This window comes from Sphingomonas sp. LH128 (assembly GCF_000293195.2).
In the GTDB taxonomy this organism is placed as follows: domain Bacteria; phylum Pseudomonadota; class Alphaproteobacteria; order Sphingomonadales; family Sphingomonadaceae; genus Novosphingobium; species Novosphingobium resinovorum_A.
Genome location: NZ_ALVC01000035.1, coordinates 15121 through 30821 on the forward strand (window position 1 = coordinate 15121; position 15701 = coordinate 30821).

At 63.9% G+C, this 15701-nt stretch carries 14 protein-coding genes; 6 read left to right on the plus strand and 8 right to left on the minus strand.

The window, feature by feature from the left end; translation table 11 throughout:
• Positions 1–104: 104 nt before the first annotated feature.
• Positions 105–920 carry a FadR/GntR family transcriptional regulator gene (locus LH128_RS03415; protein ID WP_083910085.1) on the plus strand — a complete coding sequence of 272 codons (816 nt, stop codon included), beginning with the start codon at positions 105–107 and terminating at the stop codon, positions 918–920.
• Positions 921–952: 32 nt separating this feature from the next.
• Here LH128_RS03415 and LH128_RS03420 read toward each other — a convergent pair whose 3' ends face one another.
• Complete coding sequence (locus LH128_RS03420) at positions 953–1852, minus strand: SMP-30/gluconolactonase/LRE family protein (protein ID WP_172704923.1); 900 nt, start codon at positions 1850–1852, stop codon at positions 953–955.
• 161 nt (positions 1853–2013) lie between these two features.
• On the minus strand, positions 2014–2484 hold the full coding sequence (locus tag LH128_RS03425; RefSeq protein ID WP_327195049.1) for an Lrp/AsnC family transcriptional regulator: 471 nt from the start codon (positions 2482–2484) through the stop codon (positions 2014–2016).
• Positions 2485–2750: 266 nt separating this feature from the next.
• On the opposite strand from LH128_RS03425, the gene LH128_RS03430 reads away from it, so the two are divergent.
• The 4 genes from LH128_RS03430 (at position 2751) to LH128_RS03445 (ending at position 7256) form a co-directional block, all read left to right on the plus strand.
• The gene (locus LH128_RS03430) at positions 2751–3986 is read left to right on the plus strand and encodes a thiamine pyrophosphate-dependent enzyme (protein WP_008828185.1); all 1236 of its coding nucleotides are present in this window, start codon (positions 2751–2753) and stop codon (positions 3984–3986) included.
• 2 nt (positions 3987–3988) lie between these two features.
• Positions 3989–5053 carry an alpha-ketoacid dehydrogenase subunit beta gene (locus tag LH128_RS03435; RefSeq protein ID WP_327195050.1) on the plus strand — a complete coding sequence of 355 codons (1065 nt, stop codon included), beginning with the start codon at positions 3989–3991 and terminating at the stop codon, positions 5051–5053.
• A gap of 4 nt (positions 5054–5057) precedes the next feature.
• Positions 5058–6314, plus strand: coding sequence for a dihydrolipoamide acetyltransferase family protein (locus LH128_RS03440; protein WP_008828187.1), 1257 nt, complete (start codon positions 5058–5060; stop codon positions 6312–6314).
• Positions 6315–6383: 69 nt separating this feature from the next.
• On the plus strand, positions 6384–7256 hold the full coding sequence (locus LH128_RS03445) for an SDR family NAD(P)-dependent oxidoreductase (RefSeq protein WP_008828188.1): 873 nt from the start codon (positions 6384–6386) through the stop codon (positions 7254–7256).
• A gap of 63 nt (positions 7257–7319) precedes the next feature.
• Here the strand turns inward: LH128_RS03445 and LH128_RS03450 are convergent, their stop codons facing one another.
• The 5 genes from LH128_RS03450 to LH128_RS03470 form a co-directional block, all read right to left on the minus strand.
• Positions 7320–10085 carry a xanthine dehydrogenase family protein molybdopterin-binding subunit gene (locus tag LH128_RS03450; RefSeq protein WP_008828189.1) on the minus strand — a complete coding sequence of 922 codons (2766 nt, stop codon included), beginning with the start codon at positions 10083–10085 and terminating at the stop codon, positions 7320–7322.
• Positions 10082–10567: a (2Fe-2S)-binding protein gene (locus LH128_RS03455; protein WP_008828190.1), complete on the minus strand. Its 486-nt coding sequence runs from the start codon at positions 10565–10567 to the stop codon at positions 10082–10084. The genes LH128_RS03450 and LH128_RS03455 overlap by 4 nt, the downstream gene beginning before the upstream one ends.
• Positions 10564–11433, minus strand: coding sequence for an FAD binding domain-containing protein (locus LH128_RS03460; protein ID WP_008828191.1), 870 nt, complete (start codon positions 11431–11433; stop codon positions 10564–10566). Before LH128_RS03460 ends, LH128_RS03455 begins: the two co-directional genes overlap by 4 nt.
• Positions 11430–12140 (minus strand): CoxG family protein, encoded by a 711-nt coding sequence (locus LH128_RS03465; RefSeq protein WP_008828192.1) that lies wholly within the window; start codon positions 12138–12140, stop codon positions 11430–11432. The genes LH128_RS03460 and LH128_RS03465 overlap by 4 nt, the downstream gene beginning before the upstream one ends.
• A 100-nt stretch (positions 12141–12240) precedes the next feature.
• Positions 12241–12855 carry a TetR/AcrR family transcriptional regulator gene (locus tag LH128_RS03470; RefSeq protein ID WP_008828193.1) on the minus strand — a complete coding sequence of 205 codons (615 nt, stop codon included), beginning with the start codon at positions 12853–12855 and terminating at the stop codon, positions 12241–12243.
• Between the two features lie 229 nt (positions 12856–13084).
• Between LH128_RS03470 and LH128_RS03475 the strand changes: the two genes are divergently transcribed.
• The gene (locus tag LH128_RS03475; RefSeq protein ID WP_008828194.1) at positions 13085–14194 is read left to right on the plus strand and encodes a ThuA domain-containing protein; all 1110 of its coding nucleotides are present in this window, start codon (positions 13085–13087) and stop codon (positions 14192–14194) included.
• Between the two features lie 48 nt (positions 14195–14242).
• Here the strand turns inward: LH128_RS03475 and LH128_RS03480 are convergent.
• The coding region (locus LH128_RS03480) for a GH39 family glycosyl hydrolase (RefSeq protein ID WP_008828195.1) at positions 14243–15701 on the minus strand (1459 nt) is incomplete at its 5' end.

Below are 15701 nucleotides of genomic sequence, written 5' to 3' on the forward strand. Positions count from 1 at the left end.
CAAGCCCCCCACGCTGGTCAGCGCCTGACTTCCAGGAAACCGCATCGCTGGAACGTTGATGAAAAGCGGTACGTTGCCCCCGACCGGCGAACCCGTGGCTTGCGATGTCCATCGATAACTTGACACGAGCACAAATCCCTGTCGCATCGGCAAGCATAGACAGTGAAAGGCTGGACGACTTGGCAACGACGCAGGACCAGAAGACCGGGGAAGCGCTCCGAATATACCAAACGGTGGCCCGCGATCTGGGGATAGCCATCCTGAGCGGCGAGTTGCAACCCGGCGACAATCTTGGCGGAGAGATCGAAAGCTCGGAACGTCTGGGCGTTTCGCGCACTGCCTATCGGGAAGCGGTGCGAATTCTGGTCGCAAAGGGCCTGGTCGAAAGCAGGCCGCGGGCCGGTACGCACGTCACCCCCACGCGGCGCTGGAACCTTCTCGACCATGACATCCTTGCATGGATGTTCTCCACCGGACCGAACGACGAGTTCATCAACGATCTGTTCGAACTGCGTTTCGTGATCGAACCTGCCGCAGCTTATCTTTGCGCCGTCCGCCGCAGCGAACATCAGCTCAAGGAACTCAAACAGGCCGTGACCGAAGTAAAGGAATTCTCACTGGCTACACCGCAAGGCAGGGCAGCCGACCGCAGGTTTCATGATCACATCATCGAGGCATCAGGAAATCTCGCACTGGGAACGCTTGCCGGCTCGATCGGAACCGCGATCGAATGGACGACCCATTTCAAGGCGATGCGTCAGAATCAGAAGACACCGCACAGTTCGATCGACGATCACTTGCCGGTACTGAGAGCCATCGAGCACCGGGACGCGAACGGCGCCTCGGAGGCCATGCGCACATTAATCCGCAACGCCAGTCAGGACATGGCAGACATCATCAAATTGCGAACGATGGATTAAGCGCGCAGCCTCGTCCCTGGGGTGCAGGTAATTCAGTCCAGTGCGAAGTCGGCAGGCACGACGAGCACCCCGGGTACTGGCGAACGTCCCCGGCACAATCTGGATGATCCCGACAGAGGCTTGCCATCCTTAAGACTATCACCGCCATCGGCTGGCACGAGAGTGATATAGATATCGCGCTGGTCTGGGCCTCCGAAGCGCACTTGAGTAGTGGAGCCCGGTGGTGTGACAGCAGGATCCATCTCCACGCCTTCAGGCGTGACACGGCGGATGATCCCCGGGGAACGGAACCCGGTGATCCAGATATTGCCCTGCAGGTCGAGCGCGAGCCCGTCGCAATCCTCCCGCGCAAGCAGCACTCGCTGGCGAGACAAGGTAAGGTCGGAAGCTACGTCCCAGGCCCAGGCGCAACCAAAGGTATCCGAACAATACAGGCTGCGGCGGACCGGATCGAAGGCCAGGCCGTTGGAGAACTTGAGGCCCCGTGCCAAAGGTATGACCCGGCGATCTTGCGTCAGGCGGTACAAGGCGGTGGGCCGGGATTCGCGCGCCGCGATAACCATTTCGATGTCGTTCGTACCGAAGAAGATGCCTCCTTCGCCATCCGGCCACATCTCGTTGATGCCGTTGATCGGCTCGCCTTCCAATTCCTCGATCAACCAGCCCGATCGCCCTGTGCCTGGGTGGTTCCACATTATGCCGCCCTGCCCGCTCGACAGCACCGCGCCATCGGCGTTCAGCAGGATTCCCCCTGTCCACATCCGTTGGGGATTGAGCGTTGCGACGGGAGTTCCATCGGCCCTCACCCCATGAATGCCACCGGCGATGACGTCGCTGTACCAGATCACACCGCGTTCATGATCGACTGCGAGACCTTCGAGGTAAACGCCTTGCGCCAGATCCTCGAAAACGGTTGCTGGCGCCTGCTCCACGATCAATTCCCCCGGCTCTTTCGCCCGCGTCGTCGGTTCCAAAGCGCGGGGCAGCTTGTGTATCACTTTGTTAGCACAAGCGCAGGCTTGTCAACCGGGGCTGGCTTAGGCCGCCCGCTCGGTCGCCTGACTGCTTCCGGCGAGGCATCGGACGAGGTTTCCTAAGCCAGCGCCAGCGGCAGGCAGGTCGTTGACTTGATCTCCGACAAGGCCACGACAGAGTTTATCTCACGCACACCGGGAACCAGGGACAGCTTGTCGAAGAAGAAGCGCTCGTAGGCTTCGATGTCACGGGCAACGATCCGCAGCAGAAAATCGACGCTGCCCATCAGCACGAAACAGTCGAGGACCTCCGGAAATTCTCGAATTGCATCCGTGAACGCCTCGACGTTGGACCTTCCTGTCGCCGTGAGCTTCACTTGCGCGAAGATTTGCGCGTTGAGGCCAATTTTCTTGCGATCGAGCAAGGCCACCTGCGAACGGATATAGCCGCTTTCCTTCAGGCGCTGGATACGCCGCCAGCAAGGAGCCTGAGAAAGACCGACCGCCTCGGCGATGTCGGCTGTGGTCTGCGAACAGTCGCGTTGCAGCGCCTCCAGAATCCGAAAATCGATGGCATCGAGCTCGGTCAGCACATCATTTCTCCAAATGCGACTTTCAAGAAAAAAATATTCAAACGCAGGTCGATATACAGACGATAACGCAATTTTTTCCAGTAAACTTGCGTGTATTTTGCGGAGGTTCCGGCCTCGAAACAGGTTCGATGGCGCATTTCCGCGAGATTGACTTTGAAAGATCGCACAGGCGCTCATTGCGTCCACGAAAACACCTGCAAGACGGTGGGGCTTGCTCATGGCGGGGTGCCTTCAGCCATGGCCGATTCCGGAGGCGCACGGTCATGACGTATCCGGCCAACCGCCAAGGGCTCCATGTTCCCGAGCCATCCTGTCGGCCGCTGGATGCGGTCGATTTCTCGAGCATCGTTGTGCCGGCGGCGGGGACGCTCGCACGCCCCCCGATCGATGCCGACCCCGCCACGATGCGCGACCACGCCTTCGCGCTGGTGCGTGTCCTCGACGATGACGGCATCGCCGTCGGCGAATGGGCGCCCGCGCTCTCACCCGAACGCCTGATCGCGGGCCTCCGCGCGATGCTGCTGGTGCGTGCCTACGATGTGCGAATGATGCGCGCGCAGCGGCAGGGCAAGACCAGCTTCTACATGAAGTCCACCGGCGAGGAAGCGGTCGCCGTCGCTGCGGCCTTCGCGCTCGACAATCAGGATATGTGTTTTCCCACCTATCGTCAGCAAGGTCTGCTGATCGCGCGGGACTGGCCGATCGTCGACATGATGAACCAGGTCTATTCGAACAGCCGCGATCGCCTGAAGGGCAGGCAGATGCCGGTGTTCTATTCCAGCCGCGAAGCGGGCTTCTTCTCGATCTCAGGAAATCTCGGCACGCAATACAGCCAGTCCGTGGGCTGGGCTATGGCTGCGGCCAGCGACGGAGACCCGAGAATCGCCGCTGCCTGGATTGGCGAAGGTGCGACGGCCGAGGGCGACTTTCACCATGCCCTCACCTTCGCCGGCGTCTACCAGGCCCCGGTAATCCTGAACATCGTCAACAACCAGTGGGCGATCTCCTCGTTTTCCGGGATCGCGGGTTCGGAGCGCTCGACTTTCGCGTCGCGCGGCATCGGTTATGGCATCCCCTCGCTGCGGGTCGACGGCAACGACTTTCTCGCAGTCTACGCGGTTACCGCGTGGGCGGCCGAGCGCGCCCGCTCCGGTGGCGGCCCGACGCTGATCGAGCATTTCACCTACCGGACAGAGGGCCATTCCACCTCGGACGACCCGACGAAGTATCGCCCAGCCGACGAAGCCGGAGCCTGGCCGCTCGGCGATCCTGTGGAGCGACTGAAGGCGCACCTTCTGGCACTGGGATATTGGTCCGAGGAACGTCATGTCGAACTCGTCGCCTCGGTGGCGGCAACCGTACGCGACGCTGGCCGCGAGGCCGAAAGCTATGGCACCCTCAAGGAAGGCGACCGGCTTTCGCCCACGACGATCTTCGACGACGTCTACAAGGAAATGCCGCCGCACTTGCGCGCCCAACTGGCGGAGTCAGGCCTATGACTATGACGATGGAAGCGATCGCTCCCGAAACCGATGCCTCTCCCGACACCGGCATGGCGACGATGAGCATGATCGAAGCGATCAACGATGCGCTCGATCTGGCGCTCGCGCAGGATTCCTCGGTGATGATCTTCGGGCAGGACGTGGGCTATTTCGGCGGCGTTTTCCGCGCGACCGAAGGCCTCCAGAAGAAACACGGCAAGACCCGCGTGTTCGACGCCCCGATCACCGAAGCGGGCATCGTCGGCGTCGCGGTCGGCATGGGCTGCTACGGCAAGCGCCCGGTCGTAGAGATCCAGTTCGCCGACTACATCTATCCCGCCGCCGACCAGATCATCTCCGAGGCCGCGCGGATGCGCTACCGCACTTGCGGGGAGTGGTGGTCGCCGCTGACGATACGCAGCCCCTATGGAGGGGGCATCTACGGCGGCCAGACGCACAGCCAGTCGCCCGAGGGCATCTTTACCCATGTGGCGGGCCTGACCACGGTGATCCCGTCGAACCCCTACGATGCCAAGGGGTTGCTACTGGCTGCAATCGCCTCGGACGACCCAGTGCTGTTTTTCGAACCCAAGCGGCTCTATCACGGGCCTTTCGACGGCCACCACGACAAGCCGGTGGAACCCTGGGCGCGCTATCCCGAAAGCCAGGTTCCGACTGCGTCCTATACCATCCCATTGGGCAAAGCCCGCGTCGCCCGCGAGGGCGAGGCCGTCACCATCCTCGCCTACGGAACGATGGTCCACGTCGCACTTGCCGCAGCACGCGAAACGGGCATCGACGCCGAGGTGATCGACCTGCGCACGCTGATGCCGCTCGATCTGGAGACGATCGTGCAGTCGGTCACGAAGACAGGCCGCTGCGTCATCGTCCACGAGGCCACGCGCACCTGCGGCTACGGCGCCGAACTGGCCGCGCTTGTCCAGCAGCACTGCTTCTTCGCGCTGGAAGCACCGATCGAGCGGGTTACCGGCTGGGACACGCCTTATCCCCACGCGTTCGAATGGGAATACTTTCCCGGTCCCGCGCGTGTCGCGCAAACACTGCAACGCATCGTCGAGGTCTGAGAACTTGGGTATCTATTCGTTCAAGCTGCCGGACATCGGCGAGGGCATCGCCGAAGCGGAGATCGTAGCCTGGCACGTCAATCCCGGCGACTGGATCGAGGAAGACGATCCGATCGCCGACATGATGACCGACAAGGCAACGGTCGAAATGACCTCGCCCATCAGCGGCCGCCTGGTGACCGTGGCGGGCGAGGTAGGCGACCAGGTCGCAATCGGGGCGGTGTTGGCCGTATTCGAGACGGCAGGAGACGATGCCCCGGTCGCCGTGCCGGTTGGAGCGCCCGCGGATACATCGACACCCCGGCCTACTCCGGCGGCCGATGCGTTGGAGGCCCTCGTCGTACCCGAGGCGCCCCATGTCGCTCCGCCGCCTGCCGACGCGCCGGCCGGGCCGCGAACCGGGTGGCTCCCGAAAATCCTTGCCTCGCCGGCAGTGCGTGAGCGGGCGCTGGCTCTCGCCATCGATCTCGCCGAGGTCAAACCGGGCACAGACGGGCGCATCCGCCACGGCGACCTCGATGCCTTCCTCAGCTACAACGCAGGTTATCGCCCCGCTACGACTCTGCGCGGCGACGAGCAGTTCAAGGTCATCGGCCTCAGACGCCGCATTGCCGAGAACATGGCGGCGGCCAAGCGTCACATCCCGCATTTTTCCTACGTCGAGGAGATCGACGTGACCAAGCTGGAAGTGCTGCGCTTAGACCTCAACACGAACCGGGGCGACCGTCCGCGTCTGACCGTGCTGCCGCTGCTGATCACCGCGATCTGCAAGACCCTGCCTGACTACCCTATGATGAACGCGCTATACGACGACGAGGCTGGCGTGGTCACTCGGAAGGGCGCGGTGCACCTGGGGATTGCCACGCAGACCGACGCGGGACTGATGGTGCCGGTACTGCGCAATGCACAAGGTCTCAACGTCTGGCAGCTTGCCGGCGAAATCACCCGGTTGGCAGAGGCAGCGCGCGACGGATCGGCCAAATCGGGCGAACTTTCCGGATCTACCCTGACGCTCACCTCGCTCGGAGCGCTGGGAGGCATCGCCACCACGCCGGTCATCAATCGGCCGGAAGTGGCGATCATCGGCCCCAACAAGGTCGTGGAACGCCCGGTGCTGCGCGACGGGCGGATCGAGGCGGCCAAGATGATGAACCTGTCGATTTCCTGCGATCACCGCGTCGTCGATGGGTGGGATGCGGCGAATTTCGTCCAGGCGATCAAGCGCCTGCTGGAAACGCCCGCCCTCATGTTCGCGGACTGATCGCGTTACTGTGCATAATGCGACCGGAAACGGCTCGATATCATAGAAGATACAAAAGGGAGATTGCGCATGTCCGATACCGCTCCGGTCGCGATTGTCACCGGCTCCAGTCGCGGTGCCGGCAGAGGCATCGCGCGCGCTTTGGGCGCACACGGCTGTACGGTTTACGTCACCGGCCGCTCGCAGCAGCAGGGTGATGCTGAAATGCCGGGAACGATCTACGCCACCGCCGAGGAAGTCACCGCCGCCGGAGGAAAGGGCGTTGCCGTGCGCTGCGATCACGGCGACGACGAACAGGTCAAGGCACTGATCGACCAGGTGATCCGCGACGAAGGCAGGCTCGACATCCTGGTTAACAATGCCTGCTATCAGAGCCATGCGATTTCAGCGCCCGGCCAGTTCTGGGAAAAGCCGATCGAGATCGGCGAGATGATCAACGTGGGCCTGCGCAGTGGCTTCGTGGCAAGCTGGCACGCCGCGCCGCACATGGTCAGGCAGGGCAAGGGACTGATCGTGTTCACGTCATCGCCGGGGGCGGTGCATTACTGCTTCGGCCCCTGCTACGGCGCGCAGAAGGCCGGGGTGGACAAGATGGCCCACGACATGGGTATCGATTTCGCGGACGCAGGGGCCAACGTCGCCGCAGTGTCGATCTGGATGGGGCCGCTGACGACCGAACGCCTGCTCGAAATGATGGAGGCGATGCCCGAGCGCTTCGAACATCTCAAGGGGCAGCTGGAAACGACCGAATACACCGGCCATATCGCATGGGCCATGTACAACGACCCCGAGATGATGACCCGCTGGAACGGCAAGGTCGTCATCGGTGCGGAAGTCGGCAAGGAGTACGACCTGCCCGACGCCGAAGGTCGGTTCCCGACTTCGGTGCGCATCTCCACCAAGACGGATACCCCGGTCTACGCCAACTACAAGGTCAAGTGACGGTCGCCTGAGCGGTGCCCCGCCTGACCACCCGCGAAAGGGTTGGCCGGGCGGGGGCCGGTCTCAGGCCCGGGTGCCGGTGACTTTAGCCGAGCCGAACATGCCCATCTTGCATTTGCCGGCGATGCTGTCACCGGTCACCTGCAGGTCGTACTTCAGGGTGAGCTTCATCGGCTTTTCCACTTTGAGGTCGAACCGCACGTGCCCGTCCTCAACAGTGCCGGTGAACGAAGCCTGCCCTTCGGGGCTGGCGGTGAAGCCGCTCAGCGCCGTGCCTTCGCTTTCGAAATGGCACATCATCGGCTGCGGCCCCATCGGCGTCTTGAGGATCATGTTCCAGTCGCCGTCCACACTTGCCTGTTCCTGCGCTGCGGTCACCGCCCCGCCCGGCAGGATCGCCGCATCGACCGGAGGCAAGGCATCGGTGGCATCGGTCGCATCGCCGACCGGCTCAGGAGCCGCCTGCGGCTGCACCGAGGCCGTCGCCGCGACAGCGTGATGGATGCCCGACACGTCGCGCTGTTCGATCACGTCGAGGATACGCGCCGGTGTCAGCGGCAGGGCAAGATCGCCGATCTCTCCGAACGGCAAAAGCGCATCGGCAATCGCGTTCACCAGCGTAGGCGGGCCCACGATCGCGCCGCCCTCGCCCACCCCGCGCATCCCTCCGATGGTCTGCGAAGGCGTATTGGCATGGACGAATTCGAACACCGGCACATCAGTGATCGCAGGCATCAGGTAGTCCTTGAAAGTAGCTGCAAGGGGATTGCCGCGTGCATCGTATGGCATGTCTTCGAGCAGGACCATGCCGATGGCCTGCGCCAGGCCGCCCGAAATCTGCCCTTCGACGACCGCCGGATTGATGACGGTCCCGCAGTCCTCCGAGGAAATCCAGCGCAGAATTTTCACGAAGCCGGTATCGACATCCACCTCGACGACGCAGGCATGGGCTGCGCTGGTCAGGGTCATCGGCGGCGGCTGGTAGCGGAATTGCGCCTCGAGGCCGGATTCGAACCCCGGCGGCAGGCGATGAGGCTCCGCATAAGCAATGTCGGCAAGTTCGCCGAGCGGCCGCGACATTTCCGGCGCCCCGTCGACATGTACCATGCCATCGGCGATCGTCACTGCTTCCGCGCTGGCATTGAACAGATGCGCAGCAAGAAGCCTGACCTTGTCGGCCAACATTTCCGAGGCCCGGATCGCAGCCCCGCCACCGATGACTCCCTGCCGGCTGCCCGCCGCGCCCGGGCCGAATCCGCCGCGCGAACTGTCGCCCTCGAACACGGTCACATCCTCGTAGGGCACGCCGAGACGGTCGGCGATGCACTGGGCCATCGTCGTAGCCGTACCGTGGCCCTGCGAATGCGTGCTCATCGTCGCGGTAACCTTGCCCGTGGGCTCGATGCGAATCTGCGCGAGTTCCCCGGTCATCACGTTCATACTGCCGGCCGAACCGGTCGGCTCGATATAGGTCGCCATTCCAAGCCCGAGATAACGCCCCTGCTTGCGCGCCTCGGCCTGTTCCCGGCGGAAGCCTGCGACGTCGAAGGCTGCGACCAGCTTTTCCAGACACTCACCCGGCGTGATATCCTCGATCGGGATGCCCATCGAGGTCACGGTCGGCTGATCCTTGGCGTAAACGAGATTACGGCGCCGGATTTCGATCGGATCGATGCCCAGCTTGCGTGCCGCCTTGTCCAGCAGCGTCTCGCGGATCAGCGATTCCATCGCCCATGGCCCGCGATAGGCGGCAAGGCCGTTGGTATTGGTGTACCAGCCGCGTGTCAGGAAGGCGTAGGCAGGCATCTTGTAGGCGGACCACACGAACATATGTACGGCGATGTTGTGGTCCGCGCCCTGCGGGTAGGCACCGTTATTGCAATCGTAGATGCCGTGCGAACCGACAAGCCGCCCCTCGCCATCGAATCCAGCCTCAAGCGTCATCTCCGCCTCGCGGCACTGGTTCGACGCGGTCAGCGCTTCGTAGCGGTCTTCGGCCCACTTGAGCGGGCGCCCCATCTGCAGCGCCGCCAGGATCACCGAACATTCCTCTTTCCAGGGAATGTTCTTGAGCCCGAAGGCCCCGCCCACGTCTTTTGCGATCACCCGGATCGCAGTGGCCGGAAGGTCGAACGCAAGGCTCACCCAAGGCGCCACCAGATGTGGGCTCTGACAGGTGATGTAGAGGGTCAGTTCCTCTGGACCGTCGCGGGTCGCCACGATGCCGCGGTTTTCCATCGGGGCCTGCGAAATGCGCTGGTGGATCACCTTCTGACTGATCCGCAGCGCGGCACCCGCAAGCACGGCTTCGAGGTCCTCGTCCGGTTCCTCGTCTCCCATCTCGGCGGCGATGTTGCTGTCGGTGCCAGGATGGATCGGCTCGCCACCAATGGCATCGGCGATCGTCACCACGGGATCGAGTTCCTCGTAGTCCACTTCGACGAGCGCCGCCACGTCCTCGGCTATGGCGCGGCTGTCGGCGATGACCATGACGACCGGGTCACCGACATAGGCGACGTGTCCGTGCGCCAGCGGCGTGATCTCGATCTCGGGCTTGCCGAAGAAGAAGTTGAGCATCTCGACCCGGCGCGTCGCCAGATCCGGCCAGGTAAGAACCGCATGGACACCGGGAACGTCCTTCGCCGCAGTGGTGTCGATAGACACGATGCGACCACGCGCGACCGGGCTGCGGGCGAAGGCACAGTGGAGCATCCCCGGCAGGGCGATGTCGTCCACGTACTGTCCCCTCCCGGTCAGCAGGCGCGGGTCCTCCTTGCGCAAGGCGCGCTGGCCGATGTAGCGCGTGGCACCGAGACCGGGAGCGTTCATGCTGGTTGCTCCTGCGCTGCGGCAGCGAGCGCGGCGGCAGCGCGGCGGATGCCCTGATAGCCGGTGCACCGACAGATGTGGCCCGACATCGCAGCGATGAAATCGTCCTCCTGCGGCCTGGCATCGCCTGCGGTAAGCGCCGCGAACGTCATGAGCACGCCGGGGGTGCAGAAACCGCACTGCAGACCGTGTGCCTCACGCATGGCGACCTGGACCGGATGCAGTTCACCGTCCGGCCCCGCCAGCCCTTCGACCGTGGTGACCTCTTGGCCATTCGCCTGCACCGCCAGCATCAGGCATGACCTGACCGCGCGTCCCTCGACGATCACGGTGCAGGCGCCGCACACGCCATGTTCGCAACCCAGGTGCACGCCGGTGTAGCCGCCTTCCAAGCGGAGGAAATCGCCAAGCGACGTGCGGGCCTCGGTCTCGGCGGCGATACGCCGCCCGTTGACGGTCAATTCGATCCTGTGCTCGCTCATGCGACGTTCCTCAGGTCCAGGGTCTCGCGCAAGGTACGCGCAAATATGCGGCGCCCGACCGTTCGACGGTATTCGGCGCTGGCATGATGATCATCGAACGGCGCTGTGTCGGCCACCGCAGCCGCCGCGACCGTCTCCGCGTCGATATCGGCGAGTGCCCGGCCCAGCAGCGCCACTTCAGCCTGCCGCGCCCTGATCGGGGTCGGCCCCATGCCGAACCATGCGATCCCGGCGCGGGCGATGCGCCCCTGTTCGAGCACGAGTGCACCGACGGTGCCGACCAGCGCGAAGTCGCCCGGACGCTGGGCGACTTCGCGAAACAGCACCACGTGTCCTTCCGGCCATTCGGGATAGACGATGGCCGTCACCAGTTCGTCCGGCTCCAGCACGGTCATGTAAGGGCCGACGTAGAAGTCATGCGCCGGCACCGTCCGCGTGCCGTTGACGGAGGTGATCTCGATCATGGCCCCGAGCGCCACGGCAGTCGCCGGCATTTCCGCCGCCGGTTCGCCAAGCGCCACCGAACCGCCGATCGTACCACGGTTGCGGGTCTGGTAATGCCCGACATGGGACAAGGCCCGGATGAAGACGGGCAGGTCGGAGGCCAGGATTTCGCTGCGCAGCGCATCGGCCTGCCGCATGGCCGGCCCGACACGGATACCGCCCTCCACCCGCGTGACACCCTGCAGCGCGGCGATGCCGTTGATATCCACGAGAACGAACGGCTGGCTCATGCGCAAGTTGAGCAGAGGCATCAGTGTCTGCCCCCCGGCGATGATCGTCGCACCACCGCCCGCCTCCGCCAGAATCGCACAGGCTTCATCGATGCTGGACGGGCGGACATAATCGAACGGTGCGGGCTTCATGGCCGCCCTCCCCGGCGGCCAGCGGCGTAGCCTGCAGCCGCGGTTAGGATCAGCATAACCGCCACGACCAGCATAACCGAACCCGAAGCACCACTCTGCGCCAGCGCGAAGCCGGCCAGCAATGCTGCCACCAAAGCCGCCACCCAGCCCCATAGCGGCGCCGGAGGCGTGGCGGTCACCCTGCTGACCGATGCCTGGAGGGTTGATGCGGATGCGATCTCAGCTGATCCCGCGCCGGGCAGCGTGCCGGCACTCGCTTGCGCAGTGCCGCCGACGACTTCGCCGAATTTCGTGAAGAATTTCCCGGCCAGGTTCTTGGCCGTCGCATCGATGATCGGACCGCCCAGTTGTGCCATCCTGCCGCCGACCTCGGCCTCGACCTCGTAAGCGACCAGGGTTCCGCCACCCGGCGCATCGGCTAGGCGGACCTTCGCCCCGCCCTTGGCGGAACCGGCGATGCCGCCGTTGCCCGAGCCGGTGATGGTGCATCCATTCGGCGCATCGATGTCGCCGAGTTGGACATTACCCTTGAAGCGCGCACCGATCGGCCCGATCTTCACCTCGGCCACGGCCGTGAAGCGATCCTCGCCGTCCCTATCCAGGGTCTGGCAGCCAGGAATGCATTGCGCCAGCACGGCAGGATCGTTCAGCGCATCCCAGACCTTCTGCCGCGAGGCCGCTATGTGCTGCTCTCCGGTCATCTGCATCTTTTGACTCCCAACTGTTATCGGTGAGACGGTCGATGGCAAGTATCTGCCACGCCGCCTCTACCTCTGTGTTATGTGACGCAGGCCGCCCCCGGCACGGTCATCGCGCGGGCTCCGGTCGCGACACCAGCGCGCGCAAGGCCCTTTCAAAAACCTCTCCAAGGTCGAACGCCGCAGGATCGTCGTACCAACGACGCGTAAGGCCGTGGATCAGCGAGTGGATGATGCGCGAAACGTTGCGCGCGTCGTTCGACCACGGTGCGATGGTGCGCTCGAACATGGTTTCGGCCTCCTCGGCCCGCGCCATGAACCAGTCGTGCGCGGGGTGAGCGGGGTCCATGGCTTCGGCCTGGAGCACGATGACGAATCGCCCGACCTCAGGGTTCTCACGATGGCGCTCGACGATCAGGCGGAGCAATTGGACCATCGCCTCGTATGCTCCGGCCTCGTGGTGGGCATCGGGCGTGGTCGAGGGAATCAGCGGCGCGACCACGTCGATCTCGCGCCGCTCGATCTCGTCGATCAAAGCCAGAAGGACGCCGTCCTTGGAGCCGAAGTAATACAGCAGGCCCGCGTTGGAGAGCCCGCATTGCGATGCAAGTCCCTGAATCGTAAATCCGCGAAAGCCGAGGCGGCCGATCAGCTTTATCGCTTCGTCTATGATCTGCGCGCGGCGAACGCTGGCGTCCTCGCGGATTCTGGTTCGATTCGTCATCCTCTCGTTCTACTGAATGGTTGGTTGGCCACGCAAGCGTACATCCATCCCGCGGCGCTCTTGCAGCGATCCCAGGCCGCGGGATCGACCGATAAACATGCGATCATCGGGCAGGCGATGTCATCCATTCCCCAAGGGCTCATCATTCCACGGTGGCCAGGATGGACTAGGACGGTTCGACCTGACATGCCAGCGAGATGCTCGCCTGCTACGGGGAGGGAAATAGGATATGAAGGCATTCTCCTTGATTGGCGCCATTACCGTGGCCGCGACCTCATGGGCCCCGGGCGGCACCGCAGCCGCCCGCGCCGTGACGGATTGCCCCTTGCGCGATGCGCCGTTTTCAACCGCCAGCCCCCTGATGGATGTCCTGCTCAACCCACGTGCCCGTGCGCTCGTTGATGCGGCGGTGCCCGGCGGACTCGCCAAAGTACCGACCCAGTTCCTGGCGAGCGATGCGCCAAGTTTCTCGGCGATCCTGGCACTGAAGGATGCCGGTACGATGCTTGGCATGGATGGGAACGCGATCACCGGCCTCGATCGGGAACTGGTCCGGCTGCCGGTCACGGCCGCCGATCGCAAGGCACGGTGCGCGCGATACGACAACGATCCCCTTCGTGTGAATTTGCCTACCGGCAAACCACACATCCTGATGTTCGAAAAGATCAACGGGTTCAAGGATACGCCCGGCTTCAACGCCGCTCACGACGCCTTCCTAGCGATGGCTCGGGAAAAGGGCTGGGACGTCACGGTCACCGACCGCGGGGGCGCCTTCACTCTTGCGACCTTGCGCAAGTTCGATGCAGTGGTCTGGAACAACGTCAGCGGCGATGTTCTGACGCTGTCCCAGCGCAAGGCGTTTCGCACCTATATCGAGCAAGGGGGAGCCTACATCGGTGTCCATGGCAGCGCCGGTGACCCCGTATATTTCTGGGACTGGTATGCCGACACGCTGCTGGGCGCGCGGTTCGTCGGCCATCCGATGGCGCCCCAGTTCCAGAACGCCCGGTTGGTGGTGGACGATCCCGCGCATCCCGTAGCGGCCCATCTTCCTCCGGAATGGACGATGAAGGACGAATGGTACAGCTTTCGCGCAAGTCCCCGCGCCGGCGGCGCGCGCCCGGTGGTCACGATCGATGAGACGACCTATCAGACAAAGGGCTTCAGCGGCCAGAAGCTGGCGATGGGCGACCATCCGATTGCCTGGACGCGCCTGGTCGGCAAGGGTCGCATGTTCTATTCGGCGATCGGACATCTGCCCGAGACGTACTCCGATCCCAGGTATGTCGCGATGCTGGAGGATGCGGTAGCCTGGGCGATCACCCCCAGCACACCGTAAACCGCTGCTGCGGGCGGTCCCGGCCAGCAAGTGGGGACCGCCCTGCGCTCAGACCAGTTCGACCAGCGCCACACCCTCGGGAGGAAGGTCCAGCGACAGCGACGCGTTGCGATCGAGGCGCATATCTACCGGCTGAGCGATGTCCGCCGCCTTTCGTAGAACCTCGATTTGCGCCATCGTGGGATAGCGCGGAGAGCCCATTGCCCGCCAGGCCGGCATCGGTGACCCGCGATCCTGATCGACAAACCTTACCTTTGCCCGCGCACCGGCCCGCGCGCCGTCGAACCGCACGTCCAGGCGCTTGCCCACACCGGTGACCTTGCGCTCCGCAGTCGATCCGGGGATTCCCGCCGGTTGCACAGCTTCGGCAAGGTTCCAGACCAGGGCAGAGACCGCGCCGTCCCGCCCGCGCGCAGCCAGGGCCGGGCCTTCGGCGGCAAGACGCTCCTGACCCAGCCGGTGCATCAGCTTGTAGGTGTTGAAGCTGGGCCGGGCGATGCCCTGCACCATGGTCGCCCACCCCATGTCGCCTTCCTTGAGGATGTAATCGGCGACGCCGAGTTCCTCGTAGGAACCCGACAGCACCCAATGCGACATGGCATGGAGCATGGGCAGGCATTCGCGCACGACATGCGCGATCATGGCCGGGCTGTCGGACGACCATTCGCTCAGCCAGATCGGCTTGCCAGCGAAAGCAGAGGCATCGACGATGCCCCGCACCTTGCGCACCGTGTCTGGAATGACCTGGTTCACCGAGAACTTCGCACCTTTGCCGTAGAGTTCCTCCTGCTTTCCCCCGGCATAGGCATGGGTGGCGATGAAATCGACCGGCGCGTTGTTACCCGCACAGTAATCGGTGAAATCCTTGATCCATTTGCCTCCGGATGTTGCAGGGCCGCCCACCGCGATCCGGGGATCGACCGATTTGATCGCCACCGCCGTTGCCTTGTAGAGGTCGAAGTACTGCTGCTGGTTGCCGGTCCAGAAGAACGGCAGGTCGGGCTCATTCCAGATCTCGAAGTTCCAGCCGCGCACTTTTGCGATACCGTAGCGATCCGCCAACGCCCGCACGAAAGTAGCGATGAACTCGCCCCACGCCTGTGTCGATTTCGGTGGACTCACGTTGGCCTTGTAGAATCCGAACTCTCCGGCGCCGGAGGCCAACCCCGAGGGCATGAACCCCACCTCGACGAACGGATCGACCCCGCGTGCGACGAGGCCGTCGTAGACCTCGAACACGTTGCGAAAGTTCGGTGACGGCCGATTCCGGTTGAGGATCGAGGGCGCCATGACACCGAGTTCGTCGGCCAGGATACCATGGAAGCGAACGCGCTTGAGCCCGCATTCGCCGGTCCATCGGTCGAGGTCGTTTCGCCAGCTCTCCCGCATGGTGATCGCCGCCCGGTCGGAGCCTGCGCATTCGGCCCAGATATGGTTCAGCGCGCCTGTAACTTCGCGGGTCCGGACGAGAACGGGAACCCGCTCTGCCGGCCCATCGGCGAAGGCC

Excerpts from the sequence above, each read along its gene's own strand:
- LH128_RS03415 (WP_083910085.1), top strand. The coding sequence starts at position 105 with ATGTCCATCGATAACTTGACACGAGCACAAATCCCTGTCGCATCGGCA.
- LH128_RS03430 (WP_008828185.1), top strand. The coding sequence starts at position 2,751 with ATGACGTATCCGGCCAACCGCCAAGGGCTCCATGTTCCCGAGCCATCC.
- LH128_RS03435 (WP_327195050.1), top strand. The coding sequence starts at position 3,989 with ATGACGATGGAAGCGATCGCTCCCGAAACCGATGCCTCTCCCGACACC.
- LH128_RS03445 (WP_008828188.1), top strand. The coding sequence starts at position 6,384 with ATGTCCGATACCGCTCCGGTCGCGATTGTCACCGGCTCCAGTCGCGGT.
- LH128_RS03450 (WP_008828189.1), bottom strand. The coding sequence starts at position 10,085 with ATGAACGCTCCCGGTCTCGGTGCCACGCGCTACATCGGCCAGCGCGCC.
- LH128_RS03455 (WP_008828190.1), bottom strand. The coding sequence starts at position 10,567 with ATGAGCGAGCACAGGATCGAATTGACCGTCAACGGGCGGCGTATCGCC.
- LH128_RS03460 (WP_008828191.1), bottom strand. The coding sequence starts at position 11,433 with ATGAAGCCCGCACCGTTCGATTATGTCCGCCCGTCCAGCATCGATGAA.
- LH128_RS03465 (WP_008828192.1), bottom strand. The coding sequence starts at position 12,140 with ATGCAGATGACCGGAGAGCAGCACATAGCGGCCTCGCGGCAGAAGGTC.
- LH128_RS03470 (WP_008828193.1), bottom strand. The coding sequence starts at position 12,855 with ATGACGAATCGAACCAGAATCCGCGAGGACGCCAGCGTTCGCCGCGCG.
- LH128_RS03475 (WP_008828194.1), top strand. The coding sequence starts at position 13,085 with ATGAAGGCATTCTCCTTGATTGGCGCCATTACCGTGGCCGCGACCTCA.